A 22,035-nucleotide genomic window follows, 5' to 3' on the forward strand; every position below is an offset into this window, starting at 1 on the left:
CGGCCGGGGGTGACAGGACCGCCGGGGCTACAGGGTCCGCAGCAGCACCGCCGGCTGCTCCACGCAGTCCGCCACATACCGCAGGAAACCGCCCGCCGTACCGCCGTCGCACACCCGGTGGTCGAAGGTGAGCGAGAGCTGGACGACCTGGCGCACCGCCAACTCGCCCTGGTGCACCCAGGGCTTGGGGATGATGCGGCCGACGCCGAGCATGGCCGCCTCGGGGTGATTGATGATCGGCGTGGAGCCGTCGACGCCGAACACCCCGTAATTGTTCAGCGTGAAGGTGCCGCCCGTGAGGTCCGCGGGGGTCAGCCTCCCGGTCCGCGCCGCCTCGGTCAGCCGGCCGAACTCCGCGCTCAGCCCCTCGGCGTTCCGCGTGTGCGCGTCCCGCACGACGGGGACCACGAGCCCCCGTTCGGTCTGCGCCGCGAAACCCAGGTGCACCTGGTCGAGCCGGACGATCTCGCGGGCGTCCATGTCGACCGTCGAGTTGAGCTCGGGGAAACGGGCCAGCGCGGCGGTGCAGATCCTGGCCAGCAGGGCGAGCAGGGAGATCTTCGGGTCGCCGGCCGCGTTCATCGCCCTGCGCGCCTGCATGAGCTCCGTCGCGTCGGCGTCCACCCAGCAGGTCGCGTCGGGGATCTCGCGCCGACTGCGCGAGAGCTTGTCGGCGACCGCGCCGCGGACACCCCGGAGGGGGACACGGACACCCTGGGGGGTGGTGCCCCGGGAGACGTCGGCCGCACCGGGCACGACCGAGGCGATGTCCGCGTACGAGGCCGACGCGCGGCCGGACGAAGGCGCCACGACGGACGCGTCGGGCGATCGCAGCCGGCCGGTCGCCGCCGCACGCAGCGCGTACTCGACGTCGGCCCGCAGGATGAGTCCCTCGGGGCCGGAGCCCTCCAGTTCCCGCAGATCCACGCCGTTCTCCCGGGCGAGCCGTCGCACGATGGGCGAGATGACCGGCACGGGGCCCTCACTTCGCGTCGCGGTGACGCCGTTCCGGGCGGTCCGCGCCTGGCTTCCGGCCTCGGGCCGTGCGGCGCCTACGGGCTCGGGGAGGCCCGGCTCACGCCGGTAGGCCGGGGCGCCCGTGCCCGCCGGGGCCGGTGTCCGCGCCGGCGCACCGGCCGCTCGTCGGCCACCGGCCGCGGTGCCGTCCGAGGGGCGCACCCTCCGGCGTCGCGCCGGGGGCGCACCCGTGCCGTAACCCACCAGCACGTTCCCGGAGCCCTCGTCGCCCAGGTCGTCCTGGTCGCCGTCGGTGTCCTCGCCGGTGGCCGGCGCGCCCACGGCGACGGTCAGCAGCGGTGCCCCCACGGGCAGTTCCGTGCCCTCCTCGCCGAAGCGGGCGGTGACCACGCCGCCGTAGGGACAGGGGACCTCCACCATCGCCTTGGCCGTCTCGACCTCGACGACGGGCTGGTCGATGGCGACGACATCGCCGACCTCCACCAGCCAGCGGACGATCTCCGCCTCGGTGAGTCCCTCCCCGAGGTCGGGGAGCTTGAACTCCAGAACCTGTGCCATCAGCTGTCCGCCTCCCACTGCAGACGCCCCACGGCGTCCAGGATCCGGTCGACGCCGGGCAGGTGGTGCCGCTCCAGCATCGGCGGCGGATACGGGATGTCGAAGCCGGCGACGCGCAGCACCGGCGCCTCCAGGTGGTGGAAGCAGCGCTCCGTGACGCGGGCCGCGATCTCCCCGCCCGGGCCGCCGAACCCGCCCGACTCGTGCACGACGACCGCTCGTCCGGTCCGCCGCACCGATGCCGAGACCGTCTCGTCGTCGAACGGCACCAGCGAGCGCAGGTCGACGACTTCGAGGTCCCAGCCCTCGGCCCGCGCCGCCTCGGCGGCTTCGAGGCAGACGGGCACGGACGGCCCGTACGTGATGAGCGTGGCGCTCCGGCCCGAGCGCCGCACCACCGCGCGGCCTATCGGCTCAACGGCCGGCGGCTCGTCCGGGTTCCAGGAATCCTTCGACCAGTACAGCCTCTTGGGCTCCAGGAAGACGACCGGGTCGTCGGAGGCGATGGCTTCGCGCAGCAGCCCGTAGGCGTCGGAGACGGTCGCGGGCATGACGACATGGAGACCCGGAGTCGCCATGTAGTACGCCTCGGAGGAGTCGCTGTGGTGCTCGACGCCGCCGATGCCGCCGCCGTAGGGGACACGGATCGTGATCGGCATGGGCATGGCGCCCCGCGTGCGGTTCCGCATCTTCGCCACATGCGAGATCAGCTGCTCGAACGCCGGGTAGGCGAACGCGTCGAACTGCATCTCCACGACCGGTCGCAGGCCGTACATGGCCATGCCGACCGCCGCGCCGAGGATGCCCGCCTCGGCGAGGGGGGTGTCCGTGCAGCGGTCGTCGCCGAACTCCTTGGCGAGCCCGTCGGTGACCCGGAAGACTCCGCCGAGGGTGCCGACGTCCTCACCCATGACATGGACGGCCGGGTCGGCGGCCATGGCGTCGCGCAGGGCGCGTCCGAGCGCCTGCGCCATGGTGGCCGGTTTGAGGGCAACGGTCGTCATCGCCCGGCTCCTTCCGGGCCGTGCGGGCCCGCTCCGTGCGAGCCGTCCGCCTCGGCGTCCAGCTCCGCTCTCAGCTGGCTCTCCTGCTCAAGCAGTTGAGTAGTGGGTTGGGCATACACATGGGCGAACAGGTCCATGGGGTCGAGCACCGGGTCCTGGTTCATGCGCTCGCGCAGATCCGCGGCCATCGTCTCGGCGTCGTCGCGCACCGCCTGCCGGGCGGCGTCGTCGAGCAGACCGCGCTCGGTCAGCTCGCGCTCGAGAAGCGCGATGGGGTCGTGCCCGCGCCAGGTCTCGACCTCGGAGTCGCCTCGGTAGCGGGTGGCGTCGTCGGCGTTGGTGTGGGCGTCGATGCGGTACGTCACGGCCTCGACGAGCGTGGGACCGCCGCCGGCGCGCGCGTGGGCGATGGCCTCGCTCAGGACCTGGTGCACGGCCAGCGCGTCGTTGCCGTCGACCAGGCGGCCGGGCATCCCGTAGCCGACGGCCTTGTGGGCCAGCGACGGGGCGGCGGTCTGCTTGGCGAGCGGCACGGAGATGGCGAATCCGTTGTTCTGCACGAGGAAGACGACCGGCGCCTGCCACACCGCGGCGAAGTTCAGCGCCTCGTGGAAGTCGCCCTCGCTGGTGCCGCCGTCGCCGACCAGGGCGAGCGCGACCACGTCGTCGCCCTTGAGGCGGACGGCGTGCGCGAGGCCCACGGCGTGCGGGAGCTGGGTCGCGAGGGGGGTGCACAGGGGCGCGATGCGGTGCTCGCGCGGGTCGTAGCCGGTGTGCCAGTCGCCGCGCAGGAGCGTGAGGGCCTGGACGGGGTCGAGGCCTCGGGCGACGGCGGCGAGGGTGTCGCGGTAGCTGGGGAAGAGCCAGTCGCGCTCCTCCAGCACGAGCGCGGCGGCGACCTCGCAGGCCTCCTGTCCGGTGCTGGAGGGGTACACGGCGAGACGGCCCTGCTTGGTGAGCGCGGTGGCCTGCGTGTTGTAGCGGCGGCCACGCACCAGCTCCGCGTACAGACGGTGCAGCAGCGCCGGGTCGACCTGCGCGGCTGCCTCGGTGCCGAGGACACGGTGGGGCAGCGCGTCGGGCAGCAACGGCGCGGGGTCGGTGCGGGGCTGCCAGGCGGGCGGCGGCGTGGGCCGGTAGGCCCCTCGCTGCTCCATGACCGTCATGACGGCACCTCCTCGTGGGAGCGGCTTCAGGCGCGTCACGGGTGTGATGCGCCCCACCTACCGATTGTTCGGTCGTCGGCACATTTTGGCTACAGGCACCGCCAGGCTGTGGACAAACGGTTCTGCAGAGCCTGAGATGGACGCAGTACGTCCATGGTAGGGAGGCGGGGGGACATGGCACCTGAACAAATGGCCGAGCCGCCGGAGGCCGGCACGGTCGCGCCGCCCGCCCGTCCGCTCGACGCGATCGACCAGGACATCCTGCACATGCTCCAGGCGGACGGCCGCGCCTCCATACGCTCCGTGGCCGAACGGGTCCATGTGTCGCGGGCCAACGCCTACGCGCGGATCAACCGCCTCATCGAGGACGGCGTGATCCGCGGCTTCGGCGCGCGGGTCGACCACGAACGTGCCGGGCAGGGCACATCGGCGTACATCACCCTCAAGATCGTGCAGAACTCCTGGCGGACGGTGCGGGAGCGGCTGAGGGTGCTCCCGGGGGCCTCGCACATCGCTCTGGTGGGCGGCGACTTCGACGTCCTTCTGCTGGTGCACACGCCGGACAACCGGGCGCTGCGCGAGCTGGTGCTCACCCGTCTCCAGTCCATCCCGGAGGTGCTCAGCAGCCGGACGCTGCTGGTCTTCGAGGAGGAGGACCTGGAGCCGGAGGGCTGACCTCCCCGGGCTCCCGGGCTCCCGGGCTCCCGGGGCTCCCGGGGCTCCCGGGACCCACGGCTCCCGTCCGAGCCCGCGCCCCCGCCGGACTCCGAGGGCCGCGCACGGCTGCCGCCGGAGCCTGAACCTGCCGGGGCCCGACCGCCGGAGCCCGACCCCGCCGGACTCCCTGAGCCCCGCTACTCCCGCCGGAGCCCTCCGAAGACCAGCACGACCACGGCGTCGGCCACTTCCCGCGCGCCCATGCCCCGCGCGTCGGGCCGGTACCACTCCACGAGCGAGTTGATCATTCCGAAGACCAGCCGGGTCGCGAGCCGGACCTCCACGTCGCCGCGTACGTCCCCGTCGGCGGCAGCGGCCTTCAGGAGCTCGGCGACCCGGTGGTCGAAGTCGCGGCGCCGCTCCAGGGCCCAGCGCTCGGTGGCCGTGTTGCCGCGCACCCGCAGCAGCAGCGTCACGTAGGGCAGCTCGGAGGTGAGCACCTCGACCATGCGCCGTACGACGTACTCCAGGCGCTCCACGGCACGCCCCACGCGCGCGTGCTCCTCGTCGAGGATCCCGAAGAGGCCGTCCAGCGCCCGGCTCACGGCGCGCCGCAGCAGCTCCTCCTTGCCCGAGACGTGGTGGTAGATCGACGACTTGGAGATGCCGGCCGCCTTGGAGAGGTGCTCCATGGAGGTTCCGTCGTAGCCGCGGTCGTTGAAGACCCGGACGGCGACGGAGAGCAGCGTCTCGGGGGTGTACGTGTCCCGCTTGGCGGTGGTCACTGGGTGCCCTCCCGCTTCCCGGTGGCGTACGCCTGGCGGTAGAGCGCCAGCGACGGCGCGTAGCGCCCGGAGGGGTCGCGTACGTGCAGCTCGTCCAGGACGTCGTAGGACCAGCTCGTACCGAGCCTGCGGCTCCATTCGAAGGGGCCGAGGGGGTAGTTGACGCCGAGGCGCATCGCGGTGTCGATGTCCTCCTCGGTGGCCACGCCCTTGGCGACCGCGTCGTGGGCGAGGTCGACGATCCGGGCCACGGTGCGGGCGACGATCATGCCGGGGCAGTCCCCGATCACGCTGACGTCCTTGCCGAGCGCCTGGAAGAGACCGATGGCCTCGGAGAGCGTCTGGGGAGCGGTGTCCTGGGACGCCGACAGGGCGATCCGGGTGGCCTTGCGGTAGTCGAGGGCGAGGTCGAAGTAGACGACGTCGCGGAACTCGCCCGAGGTCTGGCCGTCGGCGAGGACCAGCTGGCCGCCGCTCGGAAGCACCAGGCGGGTGCCGTGGTCCTCCTCGTCCTCCCTGACCTGGATACCCGCCTCGCGGATCAGACCGAGGACATCGGCGGCGGGGCCCAGGTCGCCCTCGGCGACGACGTACGCGGGCGGCTGCGCCTTCTCCGCGGTGTGCGGTTCGGCCCGCTCGGCGTCGTCCCCGTGGTCGTACCAGCCGTGTCCCGTCTTGCGGCCGAGCCGGCCCGACTCGACGAGCCGTCGCTGGGCGAGCGAGGGCGTGAAGCGCACGTCCTGGAAGAAGGACTGCCACACGGAGTGCGTGACGGACTCGTTGACGTCCTGGCCGATCAGGTCGGTGAGCTCGAACGCGCCCATCCGGAAGCCGCCGGACTCGCGCAGGACGGCGTCGATGGTGGCGGGGTCCGCGGCCTGGGACTCGTGGACCGCGAAGGCCTCGGCGTAGAAGGGCCGCGCGATGCGGTTGACGATGAAACCGGGCGTGTCCGCGCAGGCGACGGGCGTCTTGCCCCAGGCGCGGGCCGTCTCGTACGCGCGCGTGGCCGACGTGACGTCGGTCGCGAACCCGGAGACGACCTCCACGAGGGGCAGCAGCGGCGCCGGGTTGAAGAAGTGCAGCCCGACGAGACGGCCCGGGTTGCGCAGGGCGCCGCCGATGGCCGTGACGGACAGCGAGGAAGTGTTGGTGGCGAGCAGGCAGTCGTCCCCGACGATGTCCTCGAGGTCGCTGAACAGTTGCTGCTTGGCGTCGAGTCGTTCGAGTACCGCCTCGATGACGAGCGCACAGTCCGCGAGGTCGGTGAGGCTCGCGGCGGGCTGGAGCCGGGCGCGCGCGGCGTCACGTTCGGCGCCGGTGAGCCGGTCCTTCGCGACGAGCCGGTCGAGACGGGCGCCGATCGCCTCGGCCGCCGTCTCGGCACGCCCGGGAACCGTGTCGTAGAGCCGCACGGGGTGGCCCGCCACCAGCGCGACCTGGGCGATGCCCTGGCCCATGGTGCCGGTGCCGACGACTGCCACGGGGCTGCTGAGGTCGATTGCTGTCATGTGCGCGATCCTCCCGCACGGGGTTTTCCACAGATGCGGCGGACCCCCTTGTCCCGACCGATCGTTCGGTTACTCTAACCCTGACTGTCCATTCCTGCCCAGCTCGCGAGCTCGACGAAGAGCTCTTGAGACGAGGAGTTGGTCCTTGATGGCCGCTGAACTCACCGCGCACCAGCTGATCTCCCAGCACCGGCCCACCCTCGACCAGGCGCTGGAAGCGATCCGCACGCGCGCGTACTGGTCCCCGCACCCCGAGCATCCCAAGGCCTACGGCGAGAACGGCAGCCTGGGCATGGCCGAGGGCAAGGCCGCCTTCGACGCCCTCCTGGGCACCCGCCTCGACCTGGGCCAGCCCGGCACGGACGACTGGGTCGGCGGCGAGGTGTCGCCGTACGGCATCGAGCTGGGTGTCACGTACCCGCACGCGGACATCGACGCCCTGCTGCCCGCCATGCGCGCGGGGATGCGTGCCTGGCGCGACGCGGGCGCGGAGATCCGCGCCGTCGTCTGTCTGGAGATCCTCAAGCGGATCAGCGACCGCACCCACGAGTTCGCGCACGCGGTCATGCACACCAGCGGCCAGGCCTTCATGATGGCGTTCCAGGCGGGCGGCCCGCACGCGCAGGACCGCGGCCTGGAGGCGGTGGCGTACGCGTACGTGGAGCAGGTCCGCACCCCTGACACCGCGGAGTGGACCAAGCCCCAGGGCAAGCGCGACCCGCTCGCGCTGACCAAGCAGTTCACGCCGGTCCCGCGCGGTATCGCGCTGATGATCGGCTGCAACACCTTCCCGACGTGGAACGGCTATCCGGGCCTGTTCGCCTCCCTGGCCACCGGCAACGCGGTCCTGGTGAAGCCCCACCCGCGCGCGGTGCTGCCGCTCGCGCTCACCGTGCAGGTCGCGCGCGAGGTGCTCGCCGAGGCCGGCTTCGACCCGAACCTGGTGGCGCTGGCCGCCGAGCGTCCCGGCGAGGGCATCGCGAAGACGCTGGCCACCCGCCCCGAGATCCGGATCATCGACTACACCGGCTCCACGGCGTTCGGCGACTGGCTGGAGACCAACGCCCGCCAGGCGCAGGTCTACACGGAGAAGGCCGGCGTCAACACGGTGATCGTGGAGTCGACCGGCGACTACAAGGGGATGCTGTCCAACCTGGCGTTCTCCCTGTCGCTCTACAGCGGCCAGATGTGCACCACCCCGCAGAACCTGCTGATCCCCCGCGACGGCATCGGCACGGACGAGGGCCACAAGTCGTACGACGAGGTGGTCGCGGACCTCGCGAAGTCGGTCGGTGGACTCCTCGGAGACGACGCCCGCGCGAACGGACTGCTCGGCGCCATCGTGAACCCGGACGTGAAGGCCCGCCTGGAGGCGGCCGCCGGACTCGGCGAAGTCGCCCTGCCCTCGCGGCAGATCGACAACCCCGAGTTCCCGGGCGCCGTCGTGCGCTCGCCGGTGATCGTGAAGCTCGACGGCGCCCGCAAGTACTGGGAGCACCCCGAGAACGCCGACGAGGCGGCCTACATGAGCGAGTGCTTCGGGCCGGTCTCCTTCGCCGTCGCGGTCGACTCGGCGGCGGACGCCGTGGAGCTGCTGCGGCGCACGATCAGGGACAAGGGCGCGATGACCGTCGGCGCGTACACCACCGACGAGGCGGTCGAGCGCGACGTGCAGGAGGCCTGTCTGGAGGAGTGCGCCCAGCTCTCCCTGAACCTCACGGGCGGGGTCTACGTCAACCAGACGGCCGCGTTCTCGGACTTCCACGGCTCGGGCGGCAACGCAGCGGCCAACGCGGCCCTGTGCGACGGCGCGTTCGTGGCGAACCGCTTCCGGGTGGTCGAGGTGCGCCGCGAGGCGTGAGCCCCTGCCTAAACCGGTGCGCCCCCGGTGGCGCTCCAGTGGAACAGCGTCATGGCCACACTGGTCGCGAGGTTGTAGCTGGAGACCTGGGGGCGCATCGGCAGGGACACCAAGTGGTCGGCCCGGTCCCGTAGTTCGGCGGACAGACCACTGCGTTCCGAGCCGAAGGCGAGCAGGGCGTCGTCGGGAAGCTTCGACCCGCGGATGTCCTCGCCCTCCGGGTCGAGCGCGAACACCGGGCCCGGCGGCAGTTCGTCCACCGTCAGTCGCTCCACGGCGGTCGCGAAGTGCAGGCCCGCCCCACCGCGTACGACCGTGGGATGCCAGGGGTCGAGGGTGCCCGTCGTGACCACCCCGGTCGCACCGAAGCCCGCCGCGAGCCGGATCACGGCGCCCGCGTTGCCCAGGTTGCGCGGATTGTCGAGGACGACGACGGGCGTGGTGCGGGGCGCGCGGGCCAGCATCTCCAGGTTGGCGGCGCGGGAGGGACGTACGGCGAGAGCGGCCACCGAGGTGGGGTGCGGACGCGGCACGAGCGCCGTGTACGTCGCCTCCGGGATCTCGGTCAGGAGCTCGTCGAGAACGCCGCGTACGTCGGGGGCGAGTTCGTCGGCCAGTGCGAGGGCAGCGCGCCGGTCGGTGGTGACGGCGACCGGGACACGCGCCCCGAAGCGCACCGCGTGCTTGAGGGCGTGGAAGCCGTCGAGCAGGACGGAGCCGTCGGCGAGCTGACGCCATGCGCGTACCGGGTCGTTCATGCGGTGAAGCCTACGTGCGTGTGCTCGGGCTCCTCCGGAACGCCCGCCCGGGGCGCCCTGGGCCCGGGCACCGTACGGCCGCCGGCGGGAAACAGCCTGCCCCGCGCGCGTGCCACCCCTCCGCCGAGTCGCCGCAGGAAGGACGTGGGCAGGAACACGGCGTCGGCGGCGATCATCGCGAGCGAGAAGAACGGCAGTCCGAGGACCACGGCGATCATGGCGTGCTCGGTGATCATGACTGCCAGCAGGACGTTCTTGACCCGCCGGTTGAACAGGGTGAAGGGGAAGGCGACCTGTACGGCGACCGTCCCGTACGTCACCAGCATCACGATCGTGCCGTGCGCGGACAGCAGGTCGGACAGGGCCGGCCAGGGCGAGAACGATTCCAGGTGGAGCGGGTAGTAGACGGCGGTGCCGTCCTGCCAGCGCGATCCCTGGATCTTGTACCAGCCGGCGGTCGCGTAGATCAGGCACGCCTCGGCCATGATGATCATCAGGGCCGCGTTGTGCACGAGGTTGGCGACGACATCGAGGAGGATGCGCGGCTTCGCCGTGCGCGCGGCCCGGCCGACGGTCCACCACAGGGCGTGCACCGCCCACAGCCCCCAGAAGAAGGTGAACCAGCCGCCCAGAAAGCCCCACTCGATCCGGCCCGCGCCGGTCGCCGCCGCCAGCAGGACGCCGAACACTCCCCACAGGAAGGGCCCCCCTCGGCCGGGCCCGGTCCACTCGCCACGCGCGCGTGCCTCGCGTGCGCGACGCTCCCGCCGCGCGTCCACGGACCACACCTGGCCGCACCGGGTGAACACCAGGTAGATCGACATCAGGTGGAGGACGTTGTCCCCGCCGTCCCCCATGAAGACACTGCGGTTCTGCAGGGAGAGCACGCCGATCATGAAGAGCACGGACATCGCGCGGGTCCGCCAGCCCACCAGCAGCAGGGCGGCGGAGACGACGGCGAGGACGTAGACGATCTCGAACCACACCTGGCTGTCGGACCACATCAGTGCCGTGAAGGCATGGTTGCTCGCGACGAGCTGCTGGGCGAGGTCCCAGCTCCACGGTCCGTCGGGTCCGTACATCTCCTGGCGGTGGGGGTACTCCCGCAGCAGGAACAGCAGCCAGGTGGCGGCGAAGCCGATGCGGATCACGGCGCTCTGGTACGGGCCGAGGGCGGACTCCGTGACACGGGCGATGCCGCGCGAGACCGTCGCAGCGAATCGGTTCATCGGGCGCTCGCCTCCGTCAGCGCGTCGGCGTGATCGCTCTCGGGAACGGCCCACCAGGGCAGCTCACGGACGACCGGCTGGTCGGACACCTTCTCCTCGCTCCACTCGGGAGGCGGCACGTCGGTGGTGAGGGAGCGGAACTGGACGCGTTCGACGACGGCGCCCTCGCCGCCCGCGTGCTCACGGTCCAGACGCAGCGCGCCGATGCGGCGCAGATAGCGCTCCGAGAGGTCGCCGCGCAGGCCCGCGGGGCGGTTCTCGGCGTCGTGCGTACCGAGGTAGAAGTCCCAGGCGCGGCGCAGTTCGTTCTGCTGGGTGTGGCTCGGCAGCGGATTCCCGTCGATGGCGAGGCCGTCGAGCGCGGACAGGTCGTACCAGCCGGTCTCGCGACTGGTGCCGTCCTCGGTGCGGACCATGGCGCGGACCTGGACCTTGATGTTCTGCTGCAACGGGTTGGGGGCGAAGAGCTTCCAGTTCTGCTCGAACTCGGGGTAGATCCACTCGTCGATCGCGTGGCCGTGCTGCTTGGTCAACGTGTTCGAGGGCGCCACATGCAGGAACACCATGCCGAGGTGCACACAGGAGACGACGGCCACGACGGCCAGGGCGAGGGCCGCGGCGATCTGATAGCCGAGCGAGAGGGCCGCCAGGCCTGCGGGGGCCTCGGGCTCCTCCGGCACCACAGGAACGACCGGCTCGGGCTCGGTCGCATCCGACGCCACATGAACGACCGGCTCGGGCTCGGTCCCCTCGACGTCCGGAGCAAGCTCCTCGGTCGTCGGATGATCGGTCTCGGGCTCGTGGATCGCCGACTCGTCGGCCGCCGGTTCGTCGGGGGGCGTCGTGCCGCCGATGACATGGTCGGGCGCGGCGGCCTCGGGCCTTTCGGGCGCAACACCCTCGAGTGCGTCCGGACCCGGCTCCGGCTTCGAGCCCTCGTCGTTCGCGTCCATCCCGCCCCGATTCACGATCCCGAATGCGACTGCCGGCCGCCGGGCTGCGGGCACCGTACCGCCACGTCGCACCGCACCACGACGTTCGCAAGCGAACCGTACTCAGACCCGACCGTCCGGCACAGCCCCATACGTCACAACGGCCACGCCAACGCGCATGAGGTTATCCACAGCGGTTGACACCATACGGCGCTCGACCGACCATTGATGCGAGCGAACCGAACGATCGGTCGGTCGGGAGAGAGAGGTCGAGGGGGACCGCATGGCGACAGCATCAGCGCACCACACGGCCCGCACACAGGCGGATGAAGCCGCCGACGAAGCGGCGCGCACAGCGGCATACGGGGCCGTCTTCGACGCCGCGGTGGCGGCGGACGAACGCATCGAGCCCCGTGACTGGATGCCCGACGCCTACCGTTCCACCCTGGTCCGCCAGATCGCGCAGCACGCCCACTCCGAGATCATCGGCATGCAGCCGGAGGCCAACTGGATCACGCGCGCGCCCTCGCTGCGCCGCAAGGCGATCCTCATGGCGAAGGTCCAGGACGAGGCCGGACACGGGCTGTATCTGTACAGCGCGGCCGAGACCCTCGGCACCAGCCGCGAAGAGCTGCTGGACAAGCTGCACTCCGGCCGCCAGAAGTACTCGTCGATCTTCAACTACCCGACGCTGACCTGGGCGGACGTCGGCGCCATCGGCTGGCTCGTGGACGGCGCCGCGATCACCAACCAGGTCCCCCTGTGCCGCTGCTCGTACGGTCCGTACGCGCGCGCGATGATCCGCGTGTGCAAGGAGGAGTCCTTCCACCAGCGCCAGGGGTACGAGCTGCTGCTGGCCCTGAGCCAGGGCACCCCCGAGCAGCACGCGATGGCGCAGGACGCGGTCGACCGCTGGTGGTGGCCCTCCCTGATGATGTTCGGCCCGCCCGACGACGAGTCCTCGCACTCCGCCCAGTCGATGGCGTGGAAGATCAAGCGCCATTCGAACGACGAGCTGCGCCAGCGCTTCGTCGACATAGCCGTGCCCCAGGCCGAGTCCCTCGGCCTGACCCTGCCCGACCCGGACCTCGTGTGGAACGAGGAGCGGGGCCACCACGACTTCGGCGCCATCGACTGGACGGAGTTCTGGGAGGTCCTCAAGGGCAACGGCCCGTGCAACGAACAGCGGATCACCCAGCGCCGGCGCGCCCACGAGGAGGGCGCGTGGGTACGGGAGGCCGCAGGGGCTTACGCGGACAAGCACACGAGCGGGGCCGGCGGCTCCGCGAGCACGACCGGTGAGACAGGAGCGACCCGAGCATGACGAACACCGACTGGCCGCTGTGGGAGGTCTTCGTGCGCTCGCGCCGCGGACTCTCGCACACCCACGCCGGCAGCCTGCACGCGCCGGACGCCGAGCTGGCACTGCGCAACGCGCGGGATCTGTACACGCGCCGCGGCGAGGGCGTCTCGATCTGGGTCGTCCCCTCCACCGCCGTCACGGCCTCCTCGCCCGACGAGAAGGACTCGTTCTTCGATCCGTCGGCGGACAAGCCGTACCGCCACCCGACGTTCTACGAGATCCCGGAAGGGGTGAAGCACCTGTGACTCTCACCGTGAACACCGCGGCGGCCCTGGCCCTCGGCGACGACGCCCTGGTGCTCTCGCACCGCCTGGGGGAGTGGGCGGGCCACGCGCCCGTCCTCGAAGAGGAAGTCGCCCTGGCCAACATCGCGCTGGACCTGCTCGGCCAGGCCCGGGTCCTGCTGTCCCTGGCCGGTGACGAGGACGAACTGGCGTATCTCCGCGAGGAGCGCGCCTTCCGCAACCTCCAGCTCGTCGAGCAGCCGAACGGCGACTTCGCGCACACGATCGCGCGCCAGCTGTACTTCGCCACCTACCAGCGACTTCTCTACACGCAGCTGGCGGCCGAAGAGAGCGAGTTCGCACCCCTCGCCGCGAAGGCCGTCAAGGAGGTCGCCTACCACCAGGACCACGCCGAGCAGTGGACGCTGCGCCTCGGCGACGGCACGGACGTCAGCCATGAGCGGATGAGCCGGGCCTGCGACGCGCTGTGGCGCTTCACCGGCGAGATGTTCCAGCCGATCGAGGGCGTCGACATCGACTGGGACGGGATGCGGGCCGCCTGGCTGGAGTCCGTGGGAGCCGTCCTGCGCCGTGCCACGCTGTCGGTCCCCGAGGGACCCATGTCCGGGGCGTGGACGGCGGGCGCCGGACGCCAGGGTCTGCACACCGAGTCCTTCGGACGGATGCTCGCCGAGATGCAGCATCTGCACCGCAGCCACCCGGGGGCGTCATGGTGACAGCGACCGCCCTGGAGGAGGAGCTGCGCAGACTGGCCGGCTCCGTGCTCGACCCCGAGCTGCCCGTGGTCACCCTGGACGAGCTCGGCGTGCTGCGCGCCGTGCATGTCCGCGGCGCGGACTCCGTCGAGGTCGAGCTGACCCCGACCTACACCGGCTGTCCGGCCGTCGAGGCCATGTCCATGGACATCGAGCGGGTGCTCCACGAGCACGGCATACGCGAGGTGACCGTGCGTACGGTGCTCAGTCCCGCCTGGTCGACGGACGACATCTCGGACGAAGGCCGCCGCAAACTGCGGGAGTTCGGGATAGCCCCGCCGCGCGGCGGGCGTCCCACGGGCCCGGTGCCGCTCGGCCTGGGACCGACCCGCACGGTCACCGCCGAGCCGGAACTGGAGCCCGTCCGCTGCCCGTCCTGCGGATCGGCCGACACCGAGCTGCTCAGCCGCTTCTCGTCCACCGCGTGCAAGGCGCTGCGCCGCTGCCTGTCCTGCCGCGAACCGTTCGACCACTTCAAGGAGTTGTGATGGCCCGCTTCCACCCGCTCCCGGTGGCCGCGGTCGACCGGATCACCGACGACTCCGTGGCCCTGACCTTCGCGGTTCCCGCGGAGCTGCGCGAGGACTACCGGCACGCCGCCGGCCAGCATCTGGCGCTGCGCCGCACGGTCGACGGCACGGAGACCCGCCGTACGTACTCCATCTGCTCGCTGGCACCGGAGCCCGGCGGCGAGGGGCCGCGCACACTGCGGGTCGGTGTGCGCCTGGTCGACGGCGGCGCGTTCTCGACGTACGCGCTCAAGGAGATCGCCGTCGGCGACGAGGTGGAGGTGATGACTCCGGCGGGACGCTTCACGCTGGAGCCGTCGGCCGGCCTGTACGCGGCGGTGGTGGGCGGCAGCGGGATCACCCCGGTGCTGTCGATCGTCTCGACGCTGCTGGCGCGGGAGCCGGACGCGAGGTTCTGCCTGATACGCAGCGACCGTACGTCGGCCTCGACGATGTTCCTGGAGGAGGTCGCCGACCTCAAGGACCGCTATCCGCAACGGTTCCAGCTGGTGACGGTCCTCTCCCGGGAGGAGCAGCAGGCCGGGCTGCCGTCCGGTCGGCTCGACCAGGAGCGGCTGACCGGGCTGCTTCCGGCGCTGCTGCCCGTGGACCGGGTGGCGGGATGGTTCCTGTGCGGGCCGATGGGGCTCGTACAGGGCGCCGAGCAGGCACTGCGCGGGCTCGGGGTGTCCCGGACGCGGATCCACGAGGAGATCTTCCACGTGGACGCCGGCACCACGACCGCTTCCGCCGTACCGGCCCCCGCGCACAGCACGGTGACAGCACGGCTCGACGGACGCGGCGGCACCTGGCCCGTCCAGGACGGTGAGTCGCTGCTGGACGCGGTGCTGCGCAACCGTCCGGACGCGCCCTACGCCTGCAAGGGCGGCGTGTGCGGCACCTGCCGGGCGTTCCTCGTAGCGGGCGAGGTGCGGATGGACCGCAACTTCGCGCTGGAACCGGAGGAGACGGAGGCCGGCTACGTACTGGCCTGCCAGTCGCATCCGGCCACGGAGAAGGTGGAGCTGGACTTCGACCGCTGAGGCCGCGGAGGTTGGACGTCGACCGCTGATGCCGGAAAAGGTTGGACTTCGACCGCTCGGGCCCGTTGGGCAGGGGCCGGAGTCCAGCCCGGCAGGCGGGTGACCAGTCACCTGCCGTTCCCTTCTCGTAGAACCTGTTCTATCTTGACGCACCGTCAGATCAGGCGTCCTGTCTGGTCGTTGGTCCGGTGCGTGCGCGGGAGGACGGGATCGTGGACTTCACCTTCACCGAGGAGCAGCAGGCGGCGGTCGAGGCGGCGAAGGCGGTGTTCGCCGGGGTCTCCCCGGACGGGGTGCCCAGTCCCGCGCTCACCGCGGGCGCCGTGGCCGAGGACTTCGACCGGGTCCTGTGGTCGAGGCTCGCCGACGCGGACCTGCTGAGCCTGCTGCTCGACGAGGCCTCCGGCGGGGCGGGCCTCGACGCGGTCGCGCTGTGCCTGGTGCTGCGGGAGTCGGCGAAGGTGCTGGCACGGGTGCCGCTGCTGGAGAACAGCGCGGCCGCGGCGGCCGTACAGCGTTACGGCGGCGAGGAGTTGAAGGCGGAGCTGCCGGCGCGGGCGGGCCGGGGCGAACTCGTGCTGACCGTCGCCGCCAACGGCAGGACCGGTCACGACCCGGCCGAACGGGCCGTGACCGCGCGGCAGGACGGTGCCGCGTGGGTGCTCGACGGTGTGCAGACAGCGGTCCCCTGGGCCCACAACGCCGACTTCGTCGTCGTACCGGCGCACACGGACGCCGACCGGACCGTGCTCGCCCTGGTTCCCCGCGACCACGAAGGGGCCGTACTCGCCGAGCAGATCTCCACGACCGGTGAGCGGCTCGGTGAAGTGCGGCTGGAGTCCGCACGGATCGCCTCCCGGGACGTCATCGACGCGGAGGGGGCCTGGGAGTGGCTGCGCGATCTGCTCACCACCGGCACATGTGCGCTGGCGCTCGGGCTCGGCGAGGCCGTGCTCCGGATGACGAGCGCGTACACGAGCAAGCGGGAGCAGTTCGGGTTCCCGGTCGCCACGTTCCAGGCGGTCGCGGTACAGGCCGCCGACCGCTATATCGACCTGCGGGCGATGGAGGCGACGCTCTGGCAGGCCGCCTGGCGGATCGGCACGGGAGCCGGAGGTGCGCTCCCGGCCTGTGGTGACGTGGCCGTCGCCAAGATCTGGGCGTCCGAAGGAGTACGCCGGGTCGTGCAGACCGCACAGCATCTGCACGGAGGGTTCGGCGCCGACACCGACTACTCGCTGCACCGGTACCACGCCTGGGCCAAGCACCTGGAACTGTCGCTCGGCCCGGCGGCGGCACACGAGGAGGCCCTGGGCGATCTGCTGGCGGCGCACTCACTGGGGTGAGGCTCCAGCGGCTACAGAACGAAGCCGGGCTCGCCCTTGTCGTTCACGACCGGGCGGCCCGCGGCCTCCCAGGTGTTCATGCCGCCTTCGACGTTCACGGCGTCGATGCCCTGCTGGACCAAGTACTGCGTGACCTGGGCCGAACGGCCACCGGAGCGGCAGATCACGTTGACCCGGCCGTCCTGCGGGGCCGACTCGGTCAGCTCGCCGTACCGGGCGACGAATTCGCTCATGGGGATGTGCAGCGCCCCTTGGGCGTGACCTGCCTCCCACTCGTCGTCCTCCCGGACGTCCAGCAGGAAGTCGTCGACCGCGAGATTGTCGACCCCGACCGTGGGCACACCAGCTCCGAAACTCATGCCTCCGACGCTACCCGACCGCGCCGACGGGGAAGCTCAGGGAGCCTGGCCGATCAGTTCCGCGAGCTCGATCTCGCGCTCGCCGACCTGCGTCAGCAGCTGTTCGGCGATCTCCTCCAAAAGCCGGTCCGGGTCTTCCGGAGCCAGCTTGAGCATGGCGCCGATGGCGCTCTCCTCCAGCTCGCGGGCGGCGAAGGTGAGCATCTCCTTGCGCTGGGACAGCCATTCGAGGCGGGCGTAGAGCTCCTCGCTGCGGCTCGGCTTCCACTCCTCGGGCGCGGGGCCGGCGGCCCACTCCTCGGCCAGTTCCCGCAGCAGCGGCTCGTCGCCCCTGGCGTACGCGGCGTTCACACGGGCGATGAACTCGTCGCGCCGCTTGCGCTCGTCCTCGTCCTGCGCCAGGTCGGGGTGGGCCTTGCGGACCAGCTCGCGGAAGAGCTTGCGGGCCTCCTCGCTGGGGCGCACCCGCTGCGGGGGCCGCACGGGCTGGTCCGTGAGCATCGCCACGGCCTCGGGGAACAGTCCCTCCGAGTCCATCCAGCCGTGGAACAGTTCCTCCACGCCGGGCATGGGCATGACCCGCCCCCGGGCTTCGTGGGCCTTGCGTATGTCCTCCGCGTCGCCGGTGCGCCTGGCCCGCGCCTCGGCGATCTCGGCGTCCAGCTCGTCGAGGCGGGAGTACATCGGACCGAGCTTCTGGTGATGCAGCCGGGAGAAGTTGTCGACCTCGACGCGGAAGGTCTCCACGGCGATCTCGAACTCGATCAACGCCTGCTCGGCCGCCCGCACAGCCCGCTCGAGCCGCTCCTCGGGCCGGGGAGCCTCAGCCTGCGGCAGGCTCGGTCCCTCGTCGGCCTGAACCTCGCTCCGGCCCTCGCCGTCGGCCTCGCCCCGAGCCTCGGCGTGGGCCTCGCTCCCGGTGAGATCCCCGGCGCCGGAGGTGGCCTCCGCGCCCTGTGCGTCCGGGATGCCGCCGTCGTCGCCGGGGGAGGCTTGGGGCGTCTTGTCCTCCGGGGCACCGGACTGTTCCCGGCCCCCCTCAAGGGTGGGCTCGGACTGGCTCTGATCGGCTTCCGGGGTCGTCACCCGACCAGCGTAGGCCACACTCCCCCGCCGCTCACTGCCTTCCCCACCTCTACAGCCACCTGACCGGCCACAACAGCCCCAAAGACCCCACTGGTACTCCCCCGATCACACCCCCGGTTCAGAAGCGATCCGCCCACTGCGGACCGCCGCCACCAGAGCCGCGTGATCCGCCTCCGTGCGGTCCGCGTAGGCGACGGCGAAGGACGCGATGGCCTTGTCCAGCTCCTCCTTCTTGCCGCAGTAGCCGGAGATGAGGCGCGGGTCGGCGCTGTGGCTGTGGGCGCGGGCCAGCAGAGCCCCCGTCATGCGGCCGTAGTCGTCGATGTGGTCGGCGGCCAGCGCTGCGGGGTCGACGCTGCCCTTGCGGTTGCGGAACTGACGTACCTGGAAGGGCAGGCCGTCGACCGTGGTCCAGCCGAGGAGGATGTCGCTGACGACCTGCATGCGCTTCTGGCCGAGCACGACACGGCGGCCCTCGTGAGCCACCTCGGGCATCCGGTGGCCTGCGGTCGCGAGATGCGGGAGCAGCACCGAGGCGCGGGCCTCCTTGACCTGGAGGACGAGGGCTTCGCCGCGATGGTCCAGGAGCAGCACGACGTACGAGCGGGTACCGACGCTGCCGGTTCCCACGACCCGGAAGGCGACGTCGTGCACCGCGTAGCGGGCGAGGAGCGGGAGCCGGTCCTCGGAGAGCGTCGTCAGATAGTGGTCCAGGGAAGCCGCGACCGCGGCCGCCTCCTCGTCGGGGACCCGGCGCAGCACGGGCCGCGCGTCCACGAACCGCCGGCCACCGCCCTCCACGGCCTCCGTCGACCTGGCGGCGAACCGCCCGCTGGTGTTGGCCCGGGCCTTCTCGGAGACGCGCTCCAGCGTGCCGAGCAGATCGTGCGCGTCGGTGTGCGAGACCAGTTCCTCGTCGGCGATGGCGTTCCACGCGTCCAGCACCGGCAGCTTGGCCAGCAGGCGCATGGTGCGGCGGTACGCGCCCACGGTGTCGTGCGCGGCGGCACGGCAGGTGTCCTCGTCCGCTCCGGCCTCCCGGCCCGCGAGCACGAGCGAGGTGACGAGCCGCTTGAGGTCCCACTCCCAGGGGCCGTACACCGTCTCGTCGAAGTCGTTCAGGTCGATGACGAGGCCGCCGCGCGCGTCTCCGTACAGACCGAAGTTCGCCGCGTGCGCGTCACCGCAGATCTGGGCGCTGATGCCGGTCATGGGGGTGCGGGCGAGGTCGTACGCCATGAGGCCCGCGGAACCGCGCAGGAACGCGAACGGCGTGGCCGCCATCCTGCCGACCCGTATCGGGGTGAGCTCGGGGAGCCGGCCCCGGTTGGACTCCTCGACCGCGGTCACGGCGTCCGGCCGGTCGGCGTCCACCGTCAGCTCGGCGTGCGCTCCGCGGGGCACCCGCGACCGCAGGGCCTTCCCCTCCTCCTTGGGCGAGCCCTTCACCGGCCAGGCGGCGAACCCCGGAACAGCGAATCCCCGCGCCCCGAACGCCTCGGCCGCCGACGGGCCCTCGGACGTGGGCCGCCCTCCGGACTCCGCCTCGGACCCGGCTTCGAGCCGCCGACCGACGTGGTCCCGCGGCACCTTCTCGGCTCGGCTCACCTGGCCGGAGGCCTGCCCCGTCGGCCCCGCCTGCCCTGCCTGCCGCTCCGCACCCGCTGTATCGACCTCGGCCATCACGACCGCCTCCCCCGCGCACGAACATCAACTCGTGCTGACCGTACAGCCGGTCGGGAAAACGCGTCAGACCCTGTGGACAACTCCATCGGTACCCGGAGAGGAAGCCGCGCACGCGGCCGCCCATGCGCCCCGACCTGCGGCGCCCGTGCGGCAAGGGGCGTGGCAAGGGGCGCGGCAACCCCGAGGACGGCTCAAGAGAGTGCGCTCACGTCCCGGACTGCTGCTCCAGGCCTACTTACGCAGCTGCCCCGGACACGGTCCGCTCTCCGGCAGATACGTCTCCGCCCAGGAACCCAGTTCCTTGAGCGCGGGTTCCAGCGCCGCGCCCGCCTCTGTCAGGCGGTACGAAACCCGCAGCGGGGGACCCTCGTTGACCTCGCGCACGACCAGGCCGGCCACGCCGAGTTCGGTGAGCCGGTCCGAAAGCATCCGCTCGCTGATACCGGGGATCGCCCTGCGCAGATCGGCGAAGTGGACGGGGTGCTGCATCAGAACCGCGACTACGAGACCCGTCCAGCGCTTTCCGAGCAGCGTGAAGACACGGGTCATGCCGTCGTCGACCTTCTGGCACGGCCCCGCGTCGTGGCTTCCCGGTTCTGCCATGAGCTCAGGGTACTGCGTCCACACAAGGGGATGAAAAAAAGTAAGTAACTGTGTTATCTCTAGTTAGGAACGAAAGAGAAGCCCTTCGGGGCTGCTCCCCTCGGCCGCCCTCCCCGGGCCCCGGCTCATAACCCGATACATCCCTTTTGTCTGGAGATCCCCATGGCCACCCTCCTCCACATCGACTCCTCCGTCTTCCCCGACGGCGCCTCCACCTCGCGCGCCGTGACGGACGCCTTCCGCGCGGCCTGGGAGGAGCAGCACCCCGACGGCACGGTCGTCTACCGCGACCTCGCCGCGCACCCCGTGCCGCACATCACCGCCGACGCCCACACCGCCGGTTTCGCCGCCCCGGACGCGCACACCCCCGAGCAGGCCGAGGCCTTCTCCGCGCGCGTGAAGCTCATCGAGGAACTGGAGAGCGCGGACGCGATCCTGATCGGCGCCCCCATGTACAACTTCGCCATCCCCTCGACCCTCAAGGCATGGCTGGACAACGTCGTCCTCATCGGGCGCACCGCCATGACCGAGGACTCCAAGATCAAGGGCACCCCGGTCACTGTCGTCGCCAGCCGCGGCGGTTCGTACGCGCCGGGCACTCCGCGGGAGGGTTTCGAGTACGTGCAGAACTACCTGGAAGCCGTCCTGAGCGACATGCTCGGCCTCGACGTCGACTTCATCGTCCCGGAGCTCACCATGGCCCCGCACAACCCGGCGATGACCGAGCTGGTCCCGCTCTTCGAGGCGTCCCGCAGCAAGGCGCTCGACGACGCGGCTGCCAAGGCCAAGCAGGTCGCGGAGCGCCTCGCCGCATAGCCACGACACCCGACGGACCCCGGCCGCTCCGCCCACCGGATACGGCAAAGAGCCCCGCAGGGCCGGACACCCGGCCCTGCGGGGCTACGCCGCCTGAGAGCATCGTCACACTTCACAGTGGCCCCGGCCGTTCTCGTCGCGCCGGCACTCCCCGACGCACGACATCACGCGACCACGGGGGAACGGCACCTGAATCGTCCCGGACAACGCGAAAGCCCCTCAGATCGAAGACCTGAGGGGCTTTCAGCTGTGCGCGAGGGGGGAGTTGAACCCCCACGCCCTTGCGGGCACTGGAACCTGAATCCAGCGCGTCTGCCTATTCCGCCACCCGCGCATTGGGTGTGTCGTCCGTCTCCCACCTAGCGGTGCGAGCGCCTGCCGACATCCAGAAGATTAGCACGCTGTCAGGGGTGGAATCACATCCCTTTTCGGTGCCCCCCGCACCCGGCATTCCCCGCCCCACGCCCGGCATCCCCAGGCCCGGGGCCCTTGCCCCGCCCGGCCCCGCACCCCGCAGGGCACCGGCTCCCGCGCCGGCCGTCCCACGCGCGAACACCTCACGCGCATCACACGTCTCGGACAGAACCGGTTCACGTATCAACCTCGTACCGGTCCTGCCCATCTCCCCAGTAGCCGGACGGGCCGCACAGTCAGGTGCGGGACACTGGTCGCGGGGCGCCTCTACGATCCATGGCAGGAGTAGTGCCGGGAAGAGTTCGAAGAGGTACCTCTCAGGGAACGTGCGGAGGGGACTTCGGAAGGCGTCGACAACCCGTCGACCGGGC

21 protein-coding genes and 1 tRNA gene are annotated in these 22,035 nt (G+C 71.5%); 9 read left to right on the forward strand and 13 right to left on the reverse strand.

Annotated features, from left to right (window positions below):
• Positions 1 to 27: 27 nt before the first annotated feature.
• The 3 genes from ABZX90_RS13620 to pdhA are packed head-to-tail and all read right to left on the reverse strand — an operon-like array spanning position 28 to position 3,706.
• Positions 28 to 1,536: a dihydrolipoamide acetyltransferase family protein gene (locus ABZX90_RS13620; RefSeq protein WP_355204503.1), complete on the reverse strand. Its 1,509-nt coding sequence runs from the start codon at positions 1,534 to 1,536 to the stop codon at positions 28 to 30.
• Positions 1,536 to 2,540: an alpha-ketoacid dehydrogenase subunit beta gene (locus ABZX90_RS13625; protein ID WP_351124113.1), complete on the reverse strand. Its 1,005-nt coding sequence runs from the start codon at positions 2,538 to 2,540 to the stop codon at positions 1,536 to 1,538. Before ABZX90_RS13625 ends, ABZX90_RS13620 begins: the two co-directional genes overlap by 1 nt.
• Positions 2,537 to 3,706, reverse strand: coding sequence for a pyruvate dehydrogenase (acetyl-transferring) E1 component subunit alpha (pdhA, locus tag ABZX90_RS13630; RefSeq protein WP_355204506.1), 1,170 nt, complete (start codon positions 3,704 to 3,706; stop codon positions 2,537 to 2,539). Before pdhA ends, ABZX90_RS13625 begins: the two co-directional genes overlap by 4 nt.
• Positions 3,707 to 3,880: 174 nt before the next feature.
• On the opposite strand from pdhA, the gene ABZX90_RS13635 reads away from it, so the two are divergent.
• Positions 3,881 to 4,381 (forward strand): Lrp/AsnC family transcriptional regulator, encoded by a 501-nt coding sequence (locus ABZX90_RS13635; RefSeq protein ID WP_351124119.1) that lies wholly within the window; start codon positions 3,881 to 3,883, stop codon positions 4,379 to 4,381.
• A 179-nt stretch (positions 4,382 to 4,560) separates the two neighbouring features.
• Here the strand turns inward: ABZX90_RS13635 and ABZX90_RS13640 are convergent, their stop codons facing one another.
• Both ABZX90_RS13640 and ABZX90_RS13645 read right to left on the reverse strand, forming a co-directional pair.
• Positions 4,561 to 5,148 carry a TetR/AcrR family transcriptional regulator gene (locus ABZX90_RS13640; protein ID WP_351124121.1) on the reverse strand — a complete coding sequence of 196 codons (588 nt, stop codon included), beginning with the start codon at positions 5,146 to 5,148 and terminating at the stop codon, positions 4,561 to 4,563.
• Positions 5,145 to 6,659: a 3-hydroxyacyl-CoA dehydrogenase gene (locus ABZX90_RS13645; RefSeq protein ID WP_355204510.1), complete on the reverse strand. Its 1,515-nt coding sequence runs from the start codon at positions 6,657 to 6,659 to the stop codon at positions 5,145 to 5,147. The genes ABZX90_RS13640 and ABZX90_RS13645 overlap by 4 nt, the downstream gene beginning before the upstream one ends.
• 148 nt (positions 6,660 to 6,807) lie before the next feature.
• Between ABZX90_RS13645 and paaN the strand changes: the two genes are divergently transcribed.
• Positions 6,808 to 8,520 (forward strand): phenylacetic acid degradation protein PaaN, encoded by a 1,713-nt coding sequence (gene paaN / locus ABZX90_RS13650; protein ID WP_351124127.1) that lies wholly within the window; start codon positions 6,808 to 6,810, stop codon positions 8,518 to 8,520.
• A gap of 8 nt (positions 8,521 to 8,528) precedes the next feature.
• Here the strand turns inward: paaN and ABZX90_RS13655 are convergent, their stop codons facing one another.
• The 3 genes from ABZX90_RS13655 to ABZX90_RS13665 are packed head-to-tail and all read right to left on the reverse strand — an operon-like array spanning position 8,529 to position 11,460.
• Positions 8,529 to 9,278, reverse strand: a complete 750-nt coding sequence (locus ABZX90_RS13655) for a TrmH family RNA methyltransferase (protein ID WP_355204514.1) — start codon at positions 9,276 to 9,278, stop codon at positions 8,529 to 8,531.
• On the reverse strand, positions 9,275 to 10,507 hold the full coding sequence (locus ABZX90_RS13660) for an HTTM domain-containing protein (RefSeq protein WP_355204517.1): 1,233 nt from the start codon (positions 10,505 to 10,507) through the stop codon (positions 9,275 to 9,277). Before ABZX90_RS13660 ends, ABZX90_RS13655 begins: the two co-directional genes overlap by 4 nt.
• On the reverse strand, positions 10,504 to 11,460 hold the full coding sequence (locus tag ABZX90_RS13665) for a DUF5819 family protein (RefSeq protein ID WP_355204520.1): 957 nt from the start codon (positions 11,458 to 11,460) through the stop codon (positions 10,504 to 10,506). Before ABZX90_RS13665 ends, ABZX90_RS13660 begins: the two co-directional genes overlap by 4 nt.
• Before the next feature lie 262 nt (positions 11,461 to 11,722).
• On the opposite strand from ABZX90_RS13665, the gene paaA reads away from it, so the two are divergent.
• The 6 genes from paaA (at position 11,723) to ABZX90_RS13695 (ending at position 16,700) form a co-directional block, all read left to right on the forward strand.
• Positions 11,723 to 12,763 (forward strand): 1,2-phenylacetyl-CoA epoxidase subunit PaaA, encoded by a 1,041-nt coding sequence (gene paaA, locus ABZX90_RS13670; RefSeq protein ID WP_355204523.1) that lies wholly within the window; start codon positions 11,723 to 11,725, stop codon positions 12,761 to 12,763.
• Entirely contained in the window at positions 12,760 to 13,047 is a 288-nt protein-coding gene (paaB, locus tag ABZX90_RS13675; protein WP_266760661.1) for a 1,2-phenylacetyl-CoA epoxidase subunit PaaB, read from the forward strand. The genes paaA and paaB overlap by 4 nt, the downstream gene beginning before the upstream one ends.
• Positions 13,044 to 13,763: a 1,2-phenylacetyl-CoA epoxidase subunit PaaC gene (paaC, locus tag ABZX90_RS13680; RefSeq protein ID WP_355204526.1), complete on the forward strand. Its 720-nt coding sequence runs from the start codon at positions 13,044 to 13,046 to the stop codon at positions 13,761 to 13,763. The genes paaB and paaC overlap by 4 nt, the downstream gene beginning before the upstream one ends.
• Positions 13,757 to 14,290 carry a 1,2-phenylacetyl-CoA epoxidase subunit PaaD gene (gene paaD, locus ABZX90_RS13685; protein ID WP_351124144.1) on the forward strand — a complete coding sequence of 178 codons (534 nt, stop codon included), beginning with the start codon at positions 13,757 to 13,759 and terminating at the stop codon, positions 14,288 to 14,290. The genes paaC and paaD overlap by 7 nt, the downstream gene beginning before the upstream one ends.
• Complete coding sequence (gene paaE, locus ABZX90_RS13690) at positions 14,290 to 15,354, forward strand: 1,2-phenylacetyl-CoA epoxidase subunit PaaE (RefSeq protein ID WP_351124147.1); 1,065 nt, start codon at positions 14,290 to 14,292, stop codon at positions 15,352 to 15,354. Before paaD ends, paaE begins: the two co-directional genes overlap by 1 nt.
• 212 nt (positions 15,355 to 15,566) lie before the next feature.
• Entirely contained in the window at positions 15,567 to 16,700 is a 1,134-nt protein-coding gene (locus ABZX90_RS13695; protein ID WP_351124150.1) for an acyl-CoA dehydrogenase family protein, read from the forward strand.
• A gap of 11 nt (positions 16,701 to 16,711) precedes the next feature.
• Here the strand turns inward: ABZX90_RS13695 and ABZX90_RS13700 are convergent, their stop codons facing one another.
• From ABZX90_RS13700 to ABZX90_RS13715, 4 genes are all read right to left on the reverse strand, one after another.
• Positions 16,712 to 17,059: a rhodanese-like domain-containing protein gene (locus ABZX90_RS13700; RefSeq protein ID WP_355204530.1), complete on the reverse strand. Its 348-nt coding sequence runs from the start codon at positions 17,057 to 17,059 to the stop codon at positions 16,712 to 16,714.
• Between the two features lie 36 nt (positions 17,060 to 17,095).
• Entirely contained in the window at positions 17,096 to 17,896 is an 801-nt protein-coding gene (locus tag ABZX90_RS13705) for a hypothetical protein (protein WP_351124305.1), read from the reverse strand.
• Positions 17,897 to 18,250: 354 nt separating this feature from the next.
• Complete coding sequence (locus ABZX90_RS13710) at positions 18,251 to 19,828, reverse strand: DUF2252 domain-containing protein (RefSeq protein ID WP_355204532.1); 1,578 nt, start codon at positions 19,826 to 19,828, stop codon at positions 18,251 to 18,253.
• A gap of 234 nt (positions 19,829 to 20,062) precedes the next feature.
• Positions 20,063 to 20,434 (reverse strand): helix-turn-helix domain-containing protein, encoded by a 372-nt coding sequence (locus ABZX90_RS13715; RefSeq protein ID WP_351124158.1) that lies wholly within the window; start codon positions 20,432 to 20,434, stop codon positions 20,063 to 20,065.
• A gap of 162 nt (positions 20,435 to 20,596) precedes the next feature.
• Here ABZX90_RS13715 and ABZX90_RS13720 point away from each other — a divergent pair, with 162 nt between their 5' ends.
• Entirely contained in the window at positions 20,597 to 21,250 is a 654-nt protein-coding gene (locus tag ABZX90_RS13720) for an NAD(P)H-dependent oxidoreductase (RefSeq protein WP_351124161.1), read from the forward strand.
• 250 nt (positions 21,251 to 21,500) lie between these two features.
• Here ABZX90_RS13720 and ABZX90_RS13725 read toward each other — a convergent pair.
• A tRNA-Leu gene (locus ABZX90_RS13725) sits at positions 21,501 to 21,584 on the reverse strand.
• Positions 21,585 to 22,035 lie beyond the last annotated feature (451 nt).

It is taken from the genome of Streptomyces sp. NPDC002935 (genome assembly GCF_040611295.1).
GTDB lineage: Bacteria > Actinomycetota > Actinomycetes > Streptomycetales > Streptomycetaceae > Streptomyces.